Source organism: Microbulbifer sp. MLAF003 (genome assembly GCF_030012965.1).
Lineage (GTDB): Bacteria > Pseudomonadota > Gammaproteobacteria > Pseudomonadales > Cellvibrionaceae > Microbulbifer > Microbulbifer variabilis.
Map to the genome: position 1 here is coordinate 2,957,523 of NZ_CP120232.1, position 15,151 is coordinate 2,972,673.

A 15,151-nucleotide genomic window follows, 5' to 3' on the forward strand; every position below is an offset into this window, starting at 1 on the left:
GGGTTATTCAGGACTACGCAAGAATTATGATAAATATAGTCAGCGGTATTTCCCGACTTGTCGTGCTCTTGAGTCTTCAAGCTCTGATTGCTTGTGGGCCGAATGATCGCAGTATGTCCAAAGTAGATAAGGTTAAAAACCTCGATACCTCCACAACTCATAATCAGCAGATAGATCAAGCTGCGCATAAAGAAACGACTTATGTAGGGTCTAAATTTTGCGCTCACTGCCATAAGGAAGAGACCAGCGCCTGGCAAAGTTCCCACCATGCTTTTGCAATGCAGGAAGCGAATGAAGGGAGTATCCTCGGCGATTTTAATCAGTCAACTTTTACCTATGAGGGTATTACTTCCACCTTCTATAAAAAGAAAGGGGACTATTACGTCAATACTGATGGGGCCAACGGCGAGCTAAAAGATTTTCCTATTGCCTATACATTTGGCGCAGTACCACTGCAACAATACTTGATTCAGTCTCCCGGCGGACGCCTTCAGGCACTCAGTATCGCCTGGGATAGTCGGTCCAAGGCAGAGGGGGGCAGCGATGGTTCCACCTATATCCAGATGAGAAGATCTCACATAAGCACTCCCTACACTGGAGCGGCATCAATCAAAATTGGAATTTTATGTGTGCGGACTGCCACTCCACAAAACTACAAAAAAATTACGACCTAAATACCGATAGCTTTAAAACCAGCTGGTCCGAAATCAATGTTGCTTGTGAGTCCTGCCACGGGTCAGCATCCAAACATCTAGAGTGGGCTGAGAACAAGCAGTTAAAGATCAAAAATTTTGGATTTCCTGTTGAACTGCATTCGGTCAGGGCGACCAATTGGGAAATGGACCATGAAAGTGGCATTGCCAAAAATAAGGTATCCAAAAAAATCAAGAGCTACAAACCTGTGCCCAGTGTCACTCCAGGCGCACTACTTTCTTTCCCGGCGCAAAAGCTGGCAGCCAATTTCTGGATCACTATAATCCCGCCCTGCTGCTACCGCCGCTCTATCATATAGATGGTCAAATTAACGAGGAAGTCTATGTTTACGGTTCATTCCTGCAGAGTAAAATGTATGCAGCAGGAGTTACCTGTAGCAATTGCCATGAACCACATAGCTTACAGCTGCGCAGTAATAGCGATGGTGTCTGTTCCCAGTGCCACCTCCCGGAAAAATTTGCGCAAGTCGATCACCACCTTCACCCTGTTAATAGCTCCGGTGCAAGATGCGTCAATTGTCATATGCCATCAAAAAACTATATGCAGGTAGATAGCCGTCGGGATCATAGTTTTCGAATCCCAAGGCCAGACCTTTCTGATAAGTTAAACACACCCAATGCCTGCCTCAGCTGCCACCAGGAACAAACCAACCAATGGGCAACTGATGTACTGCGCAGAAAGTTCGGCGCCCCCGACAAGTCTCATTACGGCGAAGCGCTTCACGCAGGATTTTTCCAAGCAATCGATGGAGAGAAAAAACTAAGCCAGCTAATTACAGATTCCACACAGCCAGCAATTGCGAGGGCGACCGCAGTAACCCTACTCCCCCAGTATTTCACACGTCATTCCGCCCAGCTATTACAGGCAATAGCGCAAGGTAACGAACCGCTTCTCAGTTTGGCTCTAGCCCAATCACTGGATAGAGTACCAGCACAATTTCGCCCGGCACTGGGCATTCCCCTTCTCTTTGAGCGTGAACGCATAACACGCTCGCTAGCCGCCAATGCACTGGGATCATTGCCCCTAAATAATTACCCAGGCCCCGTTCAGAAGCAGTTTTACACAGCACTTAAGGAGTACACCGCCTCAGAGTTATTTAATAGTGATCGCCCGGAATCCCTGGTCAATCTGGGCGAACTACACAGACAGAGAGGTAATTCCAGCCAGGCAGAAGTTTTTTTCGGCGAGCAATTAAGAGTGCCCCCTGTTATGTCCCTGCCTACGTGAATCTGGCGGACCTGTATCGAGTTGAGGAGCGTGAGGAGGAGGCTGAAAAACTACTGCGGCAAGGCCTGAATCGAGCCGAAAGCAAAGCGGCAGTTCAGCACTCCTTGGGGCTATCTTTGATACGGCAGAGCCGCCACTCAGAGGCAATTTACTTTTTGCAACAAGCTGCAGAAGCCCAGGAAACCAATAGTCGCTATATCTACGTATATGCTATTGCCTTACACTCGGCCAAAGAACCATTGCAGGCACTTTCAGTACTTGAAAAAGGATTGGATCAGTTCCCATCCTCACCAGATATATTGCAGGCAATAATCTCTATTCATCGTGAATCTGGCAATCTCGAAAAAGCAAAAAAATATGAAGTACTACTTACTGGAAACTATTAAATACTTTGGGCTAAATAGACCTGTTAATTCTATATAAGTATCAGAGAACACTTTGCTATTCCAGTTATACATCCTCTAGTATAAAAAAACTAGAAATCGTAATAGAAACTCAATCGCAGTAGATGCTCACTGGGAATCAGGCCAAATTCACAGTTATCACAGCCGGAAAATACTTGAGCCTGAAGCCTTGTACTGAAATGTTCTGTCCAATTCTGGATAAATTCCAGATTGTGGTATTGACTCTGATCGTCAATATTGTATTGGATACTTTGACGATATTGGAATTTACGCTCTACACGCGTATTGCCCCACATAAAAAACAGATATTCCCGTCGTAGCTGCCCCACAGATAACAAGCCGAAGCTATCAATCAGGAAATTAAAAGCTGTGTGCGCCTCTGTTGTTTGTAGGCTTGTCAGGGAAAAGCCTGGCTGAGTGAGATTCAGCTTAGCTACATCTATTTGCTCAATTACCTGATCCCAATCTTCCGCTGTATAACCATGTTCGTTATACAGATATTCTGCCGTAATATCCCAACCATCATTTAAACTTACTTGGGTGCCGAGAACTGCTTTCAAGTAACCGCGATCCTGCAGGTCGGCGTATTGCATATCACCTGCCAGTGCTAGCTCCCGCTGGTGCTCCCAGGCGCCCTCAAACCTTAGAGTGATATTATCGTCAGCTAGTGCACTTAAACCAAGGGCAACATTAATATCCCCACCTTCTAGCTGGTGTAATACCAGACGAGTATCCAGGTCCCCCTCACGGTTGAAAACCAACGCATACTGATAATCACTATCGCCAAATGGAAGGTCCAGATTTCGGTCCAAGGTATCTTCCACTTCAGCAAAGTAGAAACCCGTATTCCAATCCCCGTAGCGAAAATCCAGATGAACCATATCCCACCCTTGTTGTTGGGTCAGGTCATCGGTATCCAGGTTTGGGCGATCATAAACGGGCTTGAGTAAATTTGCGGGTGACCAGTTATAGCCATTGCTCCACTGTGGCTTCATGCGCCCAACATTCACTCCAAATCGTCGACTAGAGGAATAGGAGGATAAATAGCCTTCTAATAAGTAGTGGCTGAACTCATCAGAAGCACCTCCTGATTCATCTACTCGATAGTCCCCTACGAGAGCTAAACGTGTATAAGCGGAAAAATAAGAACCGGTAGAAAACTGGCCACTTAAATCCAATGCCAGTTGAGACTCCCTTTCACGAAAAACCAACCCTCCAGGATTAAAGTATTGATTGTCCCTAACGCTATTTTGCTGGTGGTAGGCAATAGCAGAGACATCAAAGTTCCATGAAGCAGAATTTTCCAACATATCACTACCGAGCTCACCCGCCAGATTGGCTTCGGAAGATTCGGTTGAAAACGGATCTTCATACTCCTGTGCAATGACTAAGGGAGGTAGTGAAGCAATACACAAAAAAATAGCCAGCTTTTGCCGGACCAAGCTAGGATTTGCCATGATCTTTACTTCTTTTAATTCAGCCTACCCAGAGAAGCCTTTTGAAAAATAGCCGGATCTAGCGCTTCAAGCTGGTAATTATCAAACTTCATCCAGGTATAGTTATCCTGCATCAGTGCATCAACTAACAAAATCTTGTGTACTTTCAATTCGCCAGAGTACTTTTTATACTCTTTGTAAAATGCTGTTTTCAAGAGGCGGTCGGAGCGGGAATAAAACTCACTTTTTAACGGTTGATGGCCGTCGGCTTTTGCCATCCATACCTTTACTTTGGTATATGCTACGCCGGAAGCAATCGAAGTTAACTCCAACAACCAATACTCCTGCGCTTCGACTGATTCCTCACCAACAATTTTTGCACTGTAGTCCCTGGAGAAGTTAGTGCCCACTACATCTCCATTACTGGTCTCCCCAATTAAACGCTGCGATGGCGCTATTCGGATAATACGGCGAGTCCCCGGAATATAGAGCCACATATTGGAGTCTTCTTTCAACATTGCCCGGCCCCGTTCTCGGGCGGGTGACTCGAAACGAATCAGGGATTTGTCATTGAAGACTTTAACACTGAGCGTATTTGTTCGGGGCTCTTTATCTTTTTTGTAGCTGATATTAGTGATATCGAATACAAATCCTTGATCCCTATAGCCCCTGACCTCATCCAGTCGATTTACCAGGTATTCCGCTGTCACTTCAGCTTTTGACGATAGACTGAAAGCAAGCAAAAACACAATCCAAAAACCAAAGCGATATTTTTCCATCACAATACTCTTTCTAAGCCTCACGTCACTGGATAGCTCGCATTAACATCAGGTAAACCTCAGAGCATTCACTACGGGTATTCTGGATGCTTTCACGGCAGGATAAATACTGGAAACCAAAGAGATGAAAAATCCCAAGACAAAGGTTTTGATTAAAATTTCAGAAACTACAAATACCCGTATAGGGTAATCTTGGGTACTACCCGGTGGGCGCGGCATCATCCACTCCGCATAGGTGATACCTTTAGCAGCCAGAACGCCTACAAGTAGACCTAAAAGACTACCGATAATACCCAGGAATACGGATTCCAGAAGAATTAACCCGACCACCTGGGTGGGGGTTCCCCCCATGGCTCGAATAGTACCAATCTCGCGAGTGCGCTCCATCACTGCCATCAGCATGGTGTTGGAGATACTTAAAGCCACAATTACCAATACAATAACTGTAATAAAACCAAAGACACCATTGAATAGCCCGACGACCTGGTGATAATAACCAGCCAGATCCCACCAACTCTTTATTTCCAGTTTTAGACCCTGCTGTTGAAATATCCTTTGCAAATCACCAACGACTTTGTCGGTCATTTTGGTATCGTCCAAAAGGACAACCAGCCTGGTTACATCTGAGGTATAAAGCAACTCCTGGGCAAGAGGTAAATTGACGCGAAGTAGACGATCATCCAGCTCTTTTACACCAGTGCTAATCACTCCAGCAATTTGGATATCCACCGCATTGATCGCCCCATCCTGGGTGCTAGCCAACAAGGTCAAATAGTCCCCTATTTCAGCATCCAGTGAATTAAACAGCCCCTCTCCAAGGTGCGCAGCAGCCGCATCTTCAGGAAACAGGTCCTCTCCTGCAACAATATGAATAGCGGAGGAAAGGAGAACTTCTTTCTCCGCATCGATACCAACCCCCGTTATGGCTATAGACTGTTTTCCATCACTGAGAAGCCCATTAAAATTTAGTCGTGGAGCCACCACCAAAGCCTGGATTTGCTCTTCAATTACATCGCTAATCTCTACTAAGTCAGCAGAGGAGATAAGGTATTTCTCTGGTTCAGCCTTACCATACTGATCGAACCCCTCTGCGTAAACCTGGATATGACCTAACTGCGAACGAATCATACTCTCACGCATACCATCGTACATAGACTGCACAAAGCCACCAAATATAATCAGGCTCGTGCAACCAAATACAACTGCTGCCAGAGTAATCAGACTACGCCGTCCATTTCTCAGGATATTTAACAGTGCTACTTTCCAACCCAGAGTCATGGTTACAACTTCTCCAGCGCCTGGCGAGACTTTTGCGCCCAATTGGTTTCAGAGCCCGCCAGCTTTGCCCAAAGGCTTCGGGCCTTCTCTGCCTGCTTATTACGACTATAGGCCTGCGCCAGGTAGAACTCGACAAATGCCTGGAACTCTTCGCCATATTTCCCACCTATTTGTTGCTGAACCAGTTCTAGATCTTCAACCGCATAGCGGGCTCGACGAAGGAACGCCGGCATATTTGCACAGCTGATGCCGCGCTGTAACCGGGCACCCAAGTCAAAGGGGGCTTGTTTAACAGCTCTATCCATAATGCGATTTCCCCTTCTTGAGAATAAGGAAAGCTTTGCCAGCTGGTCTGTATAAAAACTGGATCGAAACGAGATCGCTGAACCCAGGGCGGCACTTAGTTCTGAATCATTATCCTGTGACTTCAGTAATTGAGTGATCTTCTCTTCCAGCAATTCCACTTGTGCCACTTGTGTATCGGCCGAGGAAGTGAGCAATGCCAGCTCGGCTAAGTAGGCAACTTTTTTTGTTCCGGGGTGGAATTTTCATTTAATCCAGCTATCAGTAAAGCCCGCTCACTATTCTCAGGGGGAATCTCAGTGGGTGGTATATATTCTTCAGCCCATACTTTTGATAGATGGCTGGCTAAAATAAAAAAGATAACAAAAAATCTCAGAGCATATTGCTGAGCAAATAACTTCATACCTCTACCCCCGACTCATCAAGAACAGTTTCTGAATATTTATTGGCCTGCCTATTTTCAGCAAGACTATCTCCCACTAATTTTCCATCCAGAATAGTAATAACTCTGGAAGCCAGGCTGGTCACATAATTATCGTGTGTGGATATAACGAAGGTGACCCCCTGCTCCTTATTCAGTTTCTGTATCAACGCCATAATATTTTCAGAGGTTTTTGAGTCCAGATTTGCAGTAGGCTCGTCAGCCAGCACAATATCGGGCCGTGTAACAATCGCCCGGGCTATGGCTACCCGTTGCATCTGCCCACCAGACAGTTGTGTAGGCCTCTGATTAACCTGCTTTTCTAGACCGACATCTTTCAGTGCCTGTAAAGCCCGCGGCTTTGCATCTTTCACCCCCTGAGAGTCAGTGGATACATCACATTTTCCAAAGCGGTCAGTACCGGTATCAGGTTAAAGGACTGAAACACGATGCCAATATGCCGGTTGCGGAACCTCGAGCGCTTGTGCTCGCCCAACGCCCCGACATTAACCCCTACCTGAACGGTGCCGGAATCGCACTGATCAAGTGCAGACAAAATATTCAGCAAGGTGCTCTTTCCGCTGCCACTCGGGCCTTTAACAGCTAAAAATTCGCCTTTATCCAGGGAAAGAGTGATTTCTTTGAGCGCATCCACCCAAACATCACCCATCGCATAGCGTTTAGATACATTATTAAGTTCAACCAGCATTAGGCTTTGCCCAGGGTTACAACCATTTGACTTAATTGCTTGCAAGCATCCTGCATTGTCGAGGGACAGTCAGCCAGACTTTCTGCCTTCTGAAAATAGTCAGAGGCTATACTAAACTCGGAACTATCTTCCTGCCCCTTAACCCAATAGGCATTGGCAAGAGCGAGATATACCAGCTGCCTGACCTCAGCAGGTAAAGCCGCAGGGTCTTCATCAATTACCGCATTAAACCAGTCTTCATCTTCAAAGACCCGATCAAAGTGACCGCTGATCTCACCAACAAAAGAGAAAGTCAGTAAACGAACCAAGCGTACATTAAAATCAGAGTTCGCCTGTACTGCGGCCGCATCCACTTGGCTCATCGCATTACGCAGCCGATAGAGCTTGTAGATCCCCATAACGGGATCAAACATAGCCCCGGCCAGCTTCCCGTCATTAGAGAAGTAGGCAGCCTTAACCAGCATATTGTCAGGATCTTTCTGGTAAGCAAGGCTCAATAACTCATCTGCTCGATCTATTTCATTGTGATAGCTGTACAGTTGACCAAGCTGCAGCATCAACTCTGTGTCAGATTGATCCTGTTCAAGCTCCGCCTTAAGGAACTGCAACTGCTCTGTTTCTGATTTACTATAAGCGACCTTTTTAAAATCTATGGGAGCTGCCCCTGAAAACCAGGCAACAATATTTCCGATAAAAAGGCTGCTTATTAGAATTGTTAGCACTTTCTTTAACATGGGCTACCCCCTATAAGAGATTTACATCTCGACAGAATTCTCAAGTAATTGGTTATCCATTTCTTTAAGAGTGGTGTGTTCATCAAACACCAGATTTTCAGGACTCATAACTCCAGGATAAAGCTGTTCACAAATTAGTATCACTTCAACAATATTGAGTGAATCAACACCAAGCTCAGCGATGGGAGTATCCGCATCGACGGAATCAACATTCAGCATAAGAGCTATCTGCTCACAGAGTTCCTGTACTTTGCTCTCTACGACTGCTGTAGACATACCTAATCTCCAATAACATTACCAACTTTTAAGGGATAGAATCGCAACAAATAATCCAGAGTAAGGGCATATATACATATATGCTGTTCACCGCCGGAATATTTCTGTTGCCGTTTAATAATCTTGGCACTAATCATGGGTGGAATAAAAAACCATACGCGAGAAAGCCACTGGTTACCGTAAAAGAATACCCTTTGAAATGATTCATAGACATTTACTATTGGGGCATCGTCCAAAGAAAATACCGGCGCTACACTGTTTTCCTGATTTGCTGATTCAACAACCCTGATTTCCTTACCAGCTCCAGCAGCTAATGTATTGAGCTGGAACAGAATAAATGGATAGTAAAACTGCTCTGCCAGATAGCAACCTAGGGACTCTTTACTTCCCGAAGCCTCCCAGCTTGACTTGATTAAGCCATTGATCTGATCGGTGTATTCTTGTAGATCAACCCCCTCAACTACGTTGGACTTGTGGGCTCCATTAAAGACATCAGCCCTTTCTTTATTAAGCCCAAAATTTTTCGGCAGACTATCTTTGGATATTTCAAGAACCGAATCTTCATTGTCTTGTAGTTGCTGTGAAATTTCGGCAAAAAATACATGATCGAAAGGAGAAAACAGGTCCGTAGCCACTTTGGGCAGAAGGTTGTAAACTACATCCCCTTTTGCTTGAGGTTTCACCAAAGTCGCATGTAAACCCGGTTGCTCCGGCAAGGTTTCATCCAGCCAAATAAGCTCTTCTGCATTAATCATCACTTCATCGCCAGGAAAAAGCATATGGACATTTTTCAGCAGGCTTTTTCGCTCTGTCGGAAAACCAAAGTATTCCAGTTCGATTAAATAATGAGGATCAACTTTATCGGCACCCACCGCTATAAAAGAAGATAGACATCTTCCTATATATAACTGTTCATTAAAGAGGAAGTGATAAAGGGGCAAACTGAATGATTTGCCAAGCTTAATATGAAAGCTATTGCGATCACTTCGCTGAATCACAGAGTCATGATCTACAAGTGGAATAGCTTCTGACTTTTTGTATTTGGCAGGATATAAATTAAGTAGGGAAAGCTCTGCTCCAACTGCCAGAGTTACGGATTCCACACCCGGAACATCGTAAACCATTTGCTTCACAGGCTTGCCTCCAGCTGACGCTCAACTACCTTATCCAACCAGCTGGAAAGTGGTTTGGCCGATGCCGAAATAGCTGACATATGCGTGGCTTTTGGAATCTCGGTCAGACAAGACTCAACCTGGGGAGATATATACCAGTTCATCACTGTATACAGAATATGAGCGTCGACCACCTCATCATGCTCACCGACTGTGATGTGGCACGGAATATCCAGACTGGCAAACAGATCCGTATATCTTTTGATTGTATAAGCGCTCAGGAGATTAAAGCTACAATCAAGAACTCTACCCTGGTTACCGGCATCCGACCCCACTGGAGGAAAGCTCAGCACAGCCATCCGCCTGAAAACAGGAAAGAGCATTGCCAGCCAATACTTCCACAGATTTATTTTAGGCAAATTTTGTTGCTCAGGACCCGCCATCGGCCGTGCATGTCTTCTCTTGCGGAAGTAACGGATAAAGTACTCAAGGCCTGAGGTAGCAATATCGTACTTCCTGGTTTCCTCTGCCTGGGTTAATGGCGGAGCAATAGCGAAGAAACCCACTATGTCCTGGGTACCATATATCCCAAGGTATCTTAAGCACGCAAGAGAACCTGCACTGTGCCCCCCAAAATAATACGACGTACTCCGCGCTGTTTCAGGTGATTAATTAAATCATGCAGATCGTCTTGTAATTGATCTGGATAGTCCAGGTCACCTGGACGGCCTTCACTTTTGCCATGGCCACGCCAGTCGGGTAGACAAATGGTCATCCCCTGCCTGTGCAACATACGTCCAAACATCAGATACCACTGGCTACTAAAAGTACTACCGTGCATACAAATTAGTGCAGTCTCAGTATCATCCGCTGGTAACCAGCGAAATGCCAGGCTCTTACCATCCCTGGCCTTAAAAAACTCCTGAATCACACCGCCTCCACAACATTAATTTCAGAGACTTCTCGATTCATACCCTGCATTTTCCTCTGGTCTATTACTGAATCCATAATGCTATCAGGCTGGCTACGAGCAAATGCCAGAAATACAGGCACCATACCCGGCATGGCTATATATTCCTGAGTTTGCCCCCAGAGTGCCTTGGCTTTCTTAGAAAGCTTTTCAAGCTCAACTTCAGTGAGATCACCTGAGGGGTCCACAACGTTCACCATATCAGTGTGAAAGGTATCTTCATTAATCTTAGCCTGAACCGGGAACTCGGTTTCTTCGGAGAGCGTTTCGGATAATTTGTCTGAGATTTTATTCAGGAGCCAATCTTTGTCCCCAACATTCAGGTTGGGCCTCTCCAAAAGGTCCGGCAATAAAATACTTTGCTGCACAACCATCCTACTGGCAAGCATCGGTAGATCCAATTTAGCTTCGATTACTTTAAGGAACATCTCCACCCAGAGCTTGACCCTTAAATCAATACGCCACCCATCTTTGCCACTGGTACCCATCAAGTAAACAAAATACTTATAATGATCGGCTCCAGATTCGAAAAAGCCCTCATCATTTCGGCGGTAGTAGCGCCCCTCGGACTTGAGTACTTCAGCGGTATCTATCAGCTGCTTTTGCAGTATTAATTCAAGAGCCATATAGCCGCGACGCAGGTAGCTCTTGCGTTGCCAGTATTCCTGGTCAAGGTAATTTCCAGACATATAATCCCAGGCTATTTCCAAGAAATAGGCCGCAGTATTGTAAGCCAGTAGCGGCGAGCACAGTTCGGCGGAGTCAATGACCGGATACACATTAGCCACATGTGCATAAAGTCCCTGGTAAAACTCTTTTACTGTTTGGTTGGCAACCGGTAACTGATGATCCAGTACTTCCTGAGCTTTATCTCTGTCAGATTCACAAAGATCCATAAGAATGTATTTGGAAATATGATCATTGAACAGGGCGATCATATCGCCCCCACTAAATAGCGGGTCCAGGAACATAGAAGCAAAGCCGGAAGTTGCCCAACGATCTGGAAAAATAAATTCGTCCGCACGATAAGCTAGCTGGCCCCAGGCCTCAAAATCCACAAGCTCCGCACCCTCCAACAACTCCGCAATCGCACGATATTCCGCCAGGAAATTCAGGAAGCTATCGCGCTTAGTAGGTGGTTTCTCAAATTTAGCCTTTTCTCCAACGATACCAACACTGGTGTAGCCACCACTCAAAGGGATAAACCATACCCAATAGCCATCCCCTGCAAAGTGATTGGTAGAGAGGAAACGGCCAAACGCCCGTTTTCTCCAAGCCTCATCACCCATGGAATCTATATCCTGGATATTCTTGAAACGCCCCCAAGCAGAGAAGTGTTCAGGCACATTTTTCTGCCGGGTTAGTTTTTTATGCTTTTTGGTGAATCGGTTTCGACCACTACAGTCCACTAACCAATGTGTAGAAATCTCCGAACTGTAATCCCCGGCAGACACCAGCACAGAGTGTCGTTTATCTGCTGGTTCTATATTGAGTGCCTTGGCCTTCACCCCCATGACAACTTCAATACCGTCTGCGCGATTCATCTCCACCAGATCTTCTTCCAAGCGGGCCCGATCCAGTTGGAAGGCCGGATGCGGTGGAATGCTGGTAGTCCCATGCTCACTCATTTCTGTGAGCGACAAGCTGTGATCAGGCTTGTCATAAAAGAAACGCAGACCATTTTTAGGTAAGTGATTACGGTATAGGTAGTTCACCAACCCCAGTTGCTTCATAAAATAGTGGCCTGTCATTTCGACAGTGGCTTCACCAACTTTCCCCCGAAACTCCTCGCTGGCCTCTACAACAAGGATTGAGATTTCCTTACTGCCTCGCCTTATCTGGCGCGCAAGGGTCAAGCCGGCCCAACCGCCACCAATAATGACAACGTCGTATTCTTTTTCTAATTGTTCGACTGCTTTCATTACAGTTACTCCACATCACTGAGCAGTGAGGCCCAAACCGGCGAGTCGACCCCACAGAAAGAGTCAGGGTCTTGAATTACCTCCAGCGTAAACCTGCTTCTGGGCAACTCATTGCGAATAAAGAACTTGGCACTAAGTATCTTTGACTCGTAAAAAGCTTTATCTGAATCTTCTTTACTCAATTTGCTGGAGGCTGCACAGGCGGCTTCGAGTAATAACCAGGACAGGGTAATATCCCCCATCATGTGCAGGATACGTGTACTGTACGCTGGGATTTTAAACATCTCTTTGGTCCGGACCCAGACATGAACAGCCTTCAGGGCTGCCTCCAAGTGTTCAAAGGACTGCTTCAGATGATCAAACTCCCCCTTGAATTGTGGGAAGTCTGCCGCCCTGCCAATAAATGCGTCGATTTCAGTCTTATATACCTGAAAGAGCTTGCTGGAATTGCCCAGGCCGAGCTTGTCTCGAATAAGGTCCTGGCTCTGGATATAGTTGGTGCCCTCCCAGATGGCCAGCACTTTGATATCTCGGGCATACTGCTCAATACCCAAACTTTTCAAGTAACCCTGACCACCACAGGTTTGAATCGCCAGCTCGCAGATTCTCCAGGCCTGATCACTGATATAGGCCTTAACAACTGGAGTAAGTAGATTTACCAGACCCTGATGGTGGGCTATCTCCGCTTTTTTGTCGGCATCACCGGCAAAAGTTTTCAGGAGACTTTCCGAAAGGGTCAACTTGGCAATCAGCGCACGACAGCCTTCCACCTTGGATTTCATCTCCAGCAACATACGCTGAACATCCACATGCTCAACAATATTTACACGGCTGGCTGTTGAGCTGAAACTCTCATGGAACCGCTTGCCTTGAAGACGCTTACTGGCATAGGCCAGCGCATTGTAATAAGCAGAGGAAGCCATCCCCAGTGCATAAACACCGGTACTTATCCTGGCCTGGTTCATCAGGGTGAGAAACTGTAGTAGGCCGACATTCTCTCTGTCGCCCAACAAATAAGCCCGACATTGGCCTTTTTTGCCAAAAGTCAGATGGGTATTGGCGCAGCCTTTAAAACCCATTTTATCAGCCAGGGATATACACTCCACGTGATTGAAAGCTCCCAGGCTGCCATCCTCTTCTACCCAATATTTGGGCACTATAAAGCAAGATAACCCATAGGTACCTGATCCGCTTTTCTCTCCTCTGCCCATTACAAAATAAATGGTATTACCTGTCAGGTCATGCATACCGGCGCTGATCAGATATTTTTCACCACTTAGTAAGTAAGTGCCATCTTCCTGGCGAGTAGCTTTGGTTTCCACCAGGGAAACGTCACTGCCAGCCTGAGGTTCAGTCAAGCAAAGACAGGAAGTCCACTCGGAGGTTGCCAGCTTGTCCTTGAAGAGCGCCTTTTGGATATCACTGCCGTACTTTTCTACCAAAGTGGCGGATGGCAGGCAGAAACCTCCATATGTCATAAAACTGGGGTTGGCGCCCATAAACATTTCCAGGAGCATCTGCATAACGAAAGGCGGCAGACCGGTATCCTGTGCCCCATCCACAGCAGCCATATTCCCCCACTCCTCCTTGAAACGTTTCCACATTTCAGGAAAGGCACTGGGGAGTTGAACCTTGCCATCTACAAGGTGGCAACTTTGTTCATCAGCTTCCTGGTAACCTGGCCCTAAGACTTGATAGGAAAACTGCTTTCCACGCAACAAAATATCATCCAATATTTCTGGCGTACAATTTTTATATAGCGGGTGCTCAAACAGGGTTCGGGCTTGGTGAAACTGGTCTTCAATCAGGAATTTGAATTCCCTTAAATCAGCCTTGTAGATATTTCTACCCATGTTTGGCTCCTTGATTCTCTAAAAGGGATCGCCAGCTGCCAGAATTTAGCACCCAGTGAAATATTTGATTGTGCCTTCCCCGATACTTTCTTTTGGGGTAACTCAAGGCTTCACGTACATGTGGAAGGTAGTCCTGCCCTAACGTGTCTCCGATATGCTGCGCCGTACTAAAATCGGAAAAGGCATCCTCCAAAGACAGCGTCTCGGTATGGACCAATCTGGAAAGCAATCTAGCTCGGTCGATTGCGGGACTCACTACCTTTATACACCCTGCTCTACCACCACCACCGAGTGTTATCAGCCAAAGATTCTCAAGTTTTTTCTCAAGAAAGTACTTTCTAATCTCAGCTAGCGGTTTGATACTCAAATAATGCAGGCCATCCTTTTCAATACTTGGCAGCCAGGTTGACCTTTCTGCGCCAGAGAATCCTTTCAATAATCCTTTGGCCCACTTGGATTCAATATCAAAGGAAACTACCTGACTCGCATCATCGAAATTGACGGACATGATTCGCTTTAGACTCTTTACCAGCTCGTGTGCGCCAGTCAATGACGGGGACTGCGATAAAATGTCACAACTTGAAATCTGACAGATGCTCTGCTCGTGATATTTTCTGGTAATCCAGGTGACTGCTACACCGGTAATTACACTGAGGCCATCTTGTCCTGCTTTCACGCCTATGCCCAGGGAGTCCAGGCATTCCTGCTGACGTTCCTTACCCACCTCCAGGTTGATAATCAACGCATCTGCTTCAGCTCGCCGTGAATAACTAAGGATCGCAGCATGAAAGCTGGTACAAGCACTACCTACGAAAAGAATATTGTGGGCGGACTCTTCCAGCTCCGTAATAAACTGCATTACGCGCTGCTCGAGCAGCACATTCGCCTCCCCGGCAGATACGATATAGATAAGCTCAGGAAGTTCAGCAAAACCATCCAGATACTGATTCAGCGATTGTACTAGCTGCTCCGTCTCCCCTTTATTGTCCAACCACAGGCTTTTGATATACATG

General features: G+C 46.1%; 19 protein-coding genes. 4 read left to right on the forward strand and 15 right to left on the reverse strand.

Annotated elements, in window-relative coordinates; all coding sequences use genetic code 11:
• Positions 1-26 precede the first annotated feature (26 nt).
• Genes P3339_RS14060 through P3339_RS14075 form a run of 4 tightly spaced genes read left to right on the forward strand, consistent with a single transcriptional unit; the run spans position 27 to position 2,327 of the window.
• Positions 27-674, forward strand: coding sequence for a multiheme c-type cytochrome (locus P3339_RS14060; RefSeq protein WP_282950902.1), 648 nt, complete (start codon positions 27-29; stop codon positions 672-674).
• Positions 626-1,012, forward strand: a complete 387-nt coding sequence (locus P3339_RS14065; protein ID WP_282950903.1) for a hypothetical protein — start codon at positions 626-628, stop codon at positions 1,010-1,012. Before P3339_RS14060 ends, P3339_RS14065 begins: the two co-directional genes overlap by 49 nt.
• Positions 1,013-1,065: 53 nt before the next feature.
• The gene (locus P3339_RS14070; protein WP_282950904.1) at positions 1,066-1,941 is read left to right on the forward strand and encodes a hypothetical protein; all 876 of its coding nucleotides are present in this window, start codon (positions 1,066-1,068) and stop codon (positions 1,939-1,941) included.
• Positions 1,938-2,327: a tetratricopeptide repeat protein gene (locus P3339_RS14075; protein ID WP_282950905.1), complete on the forward strand. Its 390-nt coding sequence runs from the start codon at positions 1,938-1,940 to the stop codon at positions 2,325-2,327. The genes P3339_RS14070 and P3339_RS14075 overlap by 4 nt, the downstream gene beginning before the upstream one ends.
• Before the next feature lie 89 nt (positions 2,328-2,416).
• Here P3339_RS14075 and P3339_RS14080 read toward each other — a convergent pair whose 3' ends face one another.
• The 15 genes from P3339_RS14080 to P3339_RS14150 are packed head-to-tail and all read right to left on the reverse strand — an operon-like array spanning position 2,417 to position 15,150.
• A complete protein-coding gene (locus P3339_RS14080) occupies positions 2,417-3,802 on the reverse strand; it encodes a hypothetical protein (protein ID WP_282950906.1) in 1,386 nt (461 codons plus the stop codon).
• A gap of 14 nt (positions 3,803-3,816) precedes the next feature.
• Complete coding sequence (locus P3339_RS14085) at positions 3,817-4,560, reverse strand: outer membrane lipoprotein-sorting protein (RefSeq protein ID WP_282950907.1); 744 nt, start codon at positions 4,558-4,560, stop codon at positions 3,817-3,819.
• Positions 4,561-4,608: 48 nt separating this feature from the next.
• Positions 4,609-5,838, reverse strand: coding sequence for an ABC transporter permease (locus tag P3339_RS14090; protein WP_020415027.1), 1,230 nt, complete (start codon positions 5,836-5,838; stop codon positions 4,609-4,611).
• Between the two features lie 2 nt (positions 5,839-5,840).
• The gene (locus tag P3339_RS14095; protein ID WP_282950908.1) at positions 5,841-6,338 is read right to left on the reverse strand and encodes a hypothetical protein; all 498 of its coding nucleotides are present in this window, start codon (positions 6,336-6,338) and stop codon (positions 5,841-5,843) included.
• 11 nt (positions 6,339-6,349) lie between these two features.
• Complete coding sequence (locus P3339_RS14100) at positions 6,350-6,544, reverse strand: hypothetical protein (protein WP_282950909.1); 195 nt, start codon at positions 6,542-6,544, stop codon at positions 6,350-6,352.
• On the reverse strand, positions 6,541-6,936 hold the full coding sequence (locus P3339_RS14105; protein ID WP_282950910.1) for an ABC transporter ATP-binding protein: 396 nt from the start codon (positions 6,934-6,936) through the stop codon (positions 6,541-6,543). Before P3339_RS14105 ends, P3339_RS14100 begins: the two co-directional genes overlap by 4 nt.
• Positions 6,933-7,271: an ABC transporter ATP-binding protein gene (locus P3339_RS14110; protein ID WP_282950911.1), complete on the reverse strand. Its 339-nt coding sequence runs from the start codon at positions 7,269-7,271 to the stop codon at positions 6,933-6,935. The genes P3339_RS14105 and P3339_RS14110 overlap by 4 nt, the downstream gene beginning before the upstream one ends.
• Complete coding sequence (locus P3339_RS14115; RefSeq protein WP_282950912.1) at positions 7,271-8,005, reverse strand: tetratricopeptide repeat protein; 735 nt, start codon at positions 8,003-8,005, stop codon at positions 7,271-7,273. The genes P3339_RS14110 and P3339_RS14115 overlap by 1 nt, the downstream gene beginning before the upstream one ends.
• A 21-nt stretch (positions 8,006-8,026) precedes the next feature.
• Positions 8,027-8,281: an acyl carrier protein gene (locus tag P3339_RS14120; protein ID WP_020415023.1), complete on the reverse strand. Its 255-nt coding sequence runs from the start codon at positions 8,279-8,281 to the stop codon at positions 8,027-8,029.
• 2 nt (positions 8,282-8,283) lie between these two features.
• Positions 8,284-9,414, reverse strand: coding sequence for a hypothetical protein (locus tag P3339_RS14125; protein WP_282950913.1), 1,131 nt, complete (start codon positions 9,412-9,414; stop codon positions 8,284-8,286).
• Positions 9,411-9,959, reverse strand: coding sequence for a hypothetical protein (locus tag P3339_RS14130; protein WP_282950914.1), 549 nt, complete (start codon positions 9,957-9,959; stop codon positions 9,411-9,413). The genes P3339_RS14125 and P3339_RS14130 overlap by 4 nt, the downstream gene beginning before the upstream one ends.
• A 32-nt stretch (positions 9,960-9,991) precedes the next feature.
• Positions 9,992-10,324 (reverse strand): alpha/beta hydrolase, encoded by a 333-nt coding sequence (locus P3339_RS14135; protein WP_282950915.1) that lies wholly within the window; start codon positions 10,322-10,324, stop codon positions 9,992-9,994.
• Positions 10,321-12,285: an NAD(P)/FAD-dependent oxidoreductase gene (locus P3339_RS14140; RefSeq protein WP_282950916.1), complete on the reverse strand. Its 1,965-nt coding sequence runs from the start codon at positions 12,283-12,285 to the stop codon at positions 10,321-10,323. Before P3339_RS14140 ends, P3339_RS14135 begins: the two co-directional genes overlap by 4 nt.
• Before the next feature lie 5 nt (positions 12,286-12,290).
• On the reverse strand, positions 12,291-14,138 hold the full coding sequence (locus P3339_RS14145; RefSeq protein ID WP_282950917.1) for an acyl-CoA dehydrogenase family protein: 1,848 nt from the start codon (positions 14,136-14,138) through the stop codon (positions 12,291-12,293).
• Positions 14,131-15,150, reverse strand: coding sequence for a hypothetical protein (locus P3339_RS14150; protein ID WP_020415018.1), 1,020 nt, complete (start codon positions 15,148-15,150; stop codon positions 14,131-14,133). Before P3339_RS14150 ends, P3339_RS14145 begins: the two co-directional genes overlap by 8 nt.
• Position 15,151 lies beyond the last annotated feature (1 nt).

Excerpts from the sequence above, each read along its gene's own strand:
- P3339_RS14060 (WP_282950902.1), top strand. The coding sequence starts at position 27 with ATGATAAATATAGTCAGCGGTATTTCCCGACTTGTCGTGCTCTTGAGT.
- P3339_RS14065 (WP_282950903.1), top strand. The coding sequence starts at position 626 with ATGTGTGCGGACTGCCACTCCACAAAACTACAAAAAAATTACGACCTA.
- P3339_RS14070 (WP_282950904.1), top strand. The coding sequence starts at position 1,066 with ATGTATGCAGCAGGAGTTACCTGTAGCAATTGCCATGAACCACATAGC.
- P3339_RS14080 (WP_282950906.1), bottom strand. The coding sequence starts at position 3,802 with ATGGCAAATCCTAGCTTGGTCCGGCAAAAGCTGGCTATTTTTTTGTGT.
- P3339_RS14085 (WP_282950907.1), bottom strand. The coding sequence starts at position 4,560 with ATGGAAAAATATCGCTTTGGTTTTTGGATTGTGTTTTTGCTTGCTTTC.
- P3339_RS14090 (WP_020415027.1), bottom strand. The coding sequence starts at position 5,838 with ATGACTCTGGGTTGGAAAGTAGCACTGTTAAATATCCTGAGAAATGGA.
- P3339_RS14100 (WP_282950909.1), bottom strand. The coding sequence starts at position 6,544 with ATGAAGTTATTTGCTCAGCAATATGCTCTGAGATTTTTTGTTATCTTT.
- P3339_RS14110 (WP_282950911.1), bottom strand. The coding sequence starts at position 7,271 with ATGCTGGTTGAACTTAATAATGTATCTAAACGCTATGCGATGGGTGAT.
- P3339_RS14115 (WP_282950912.1), bottom strand. The coding sequence starts at position 8,005 with ATGTTAAAGAAAGTGCTAACAATTCTAATAAGCAGCCTTTTTATCGGA.
- P3339_RS14120 (WP_020415023.1), bottom strand. The coding sequence starts at position 8,281 with ATGTCTACAGCAGTCGTAGAGAGCAAAGTACAGGAACTCTGTGAGCAG.
- P3339_RS14140 (WP_282950916.1), bottom strand. The coding sequence starts at position 12,285 with ATGAAAGCAGTCGAACAATTAGAAAAAGAATACGACGTTGTCATTATT.
- P3339_RS14145 (WP_282950917.1), bottom strand. The coding sequence starts at position 14,138 with ATGGGTAGAAATATCTACAAGGCTGATTTAAGGGAATTCAAATTCCTG.
- P3339_RS14150 (WP_020415018.1), bottom strand. The coding sequence starts at position 15,150 with ATGTATATCAAAAGCCTGTGGTTGGACAATAAAGGGGAGACGGAGCAG.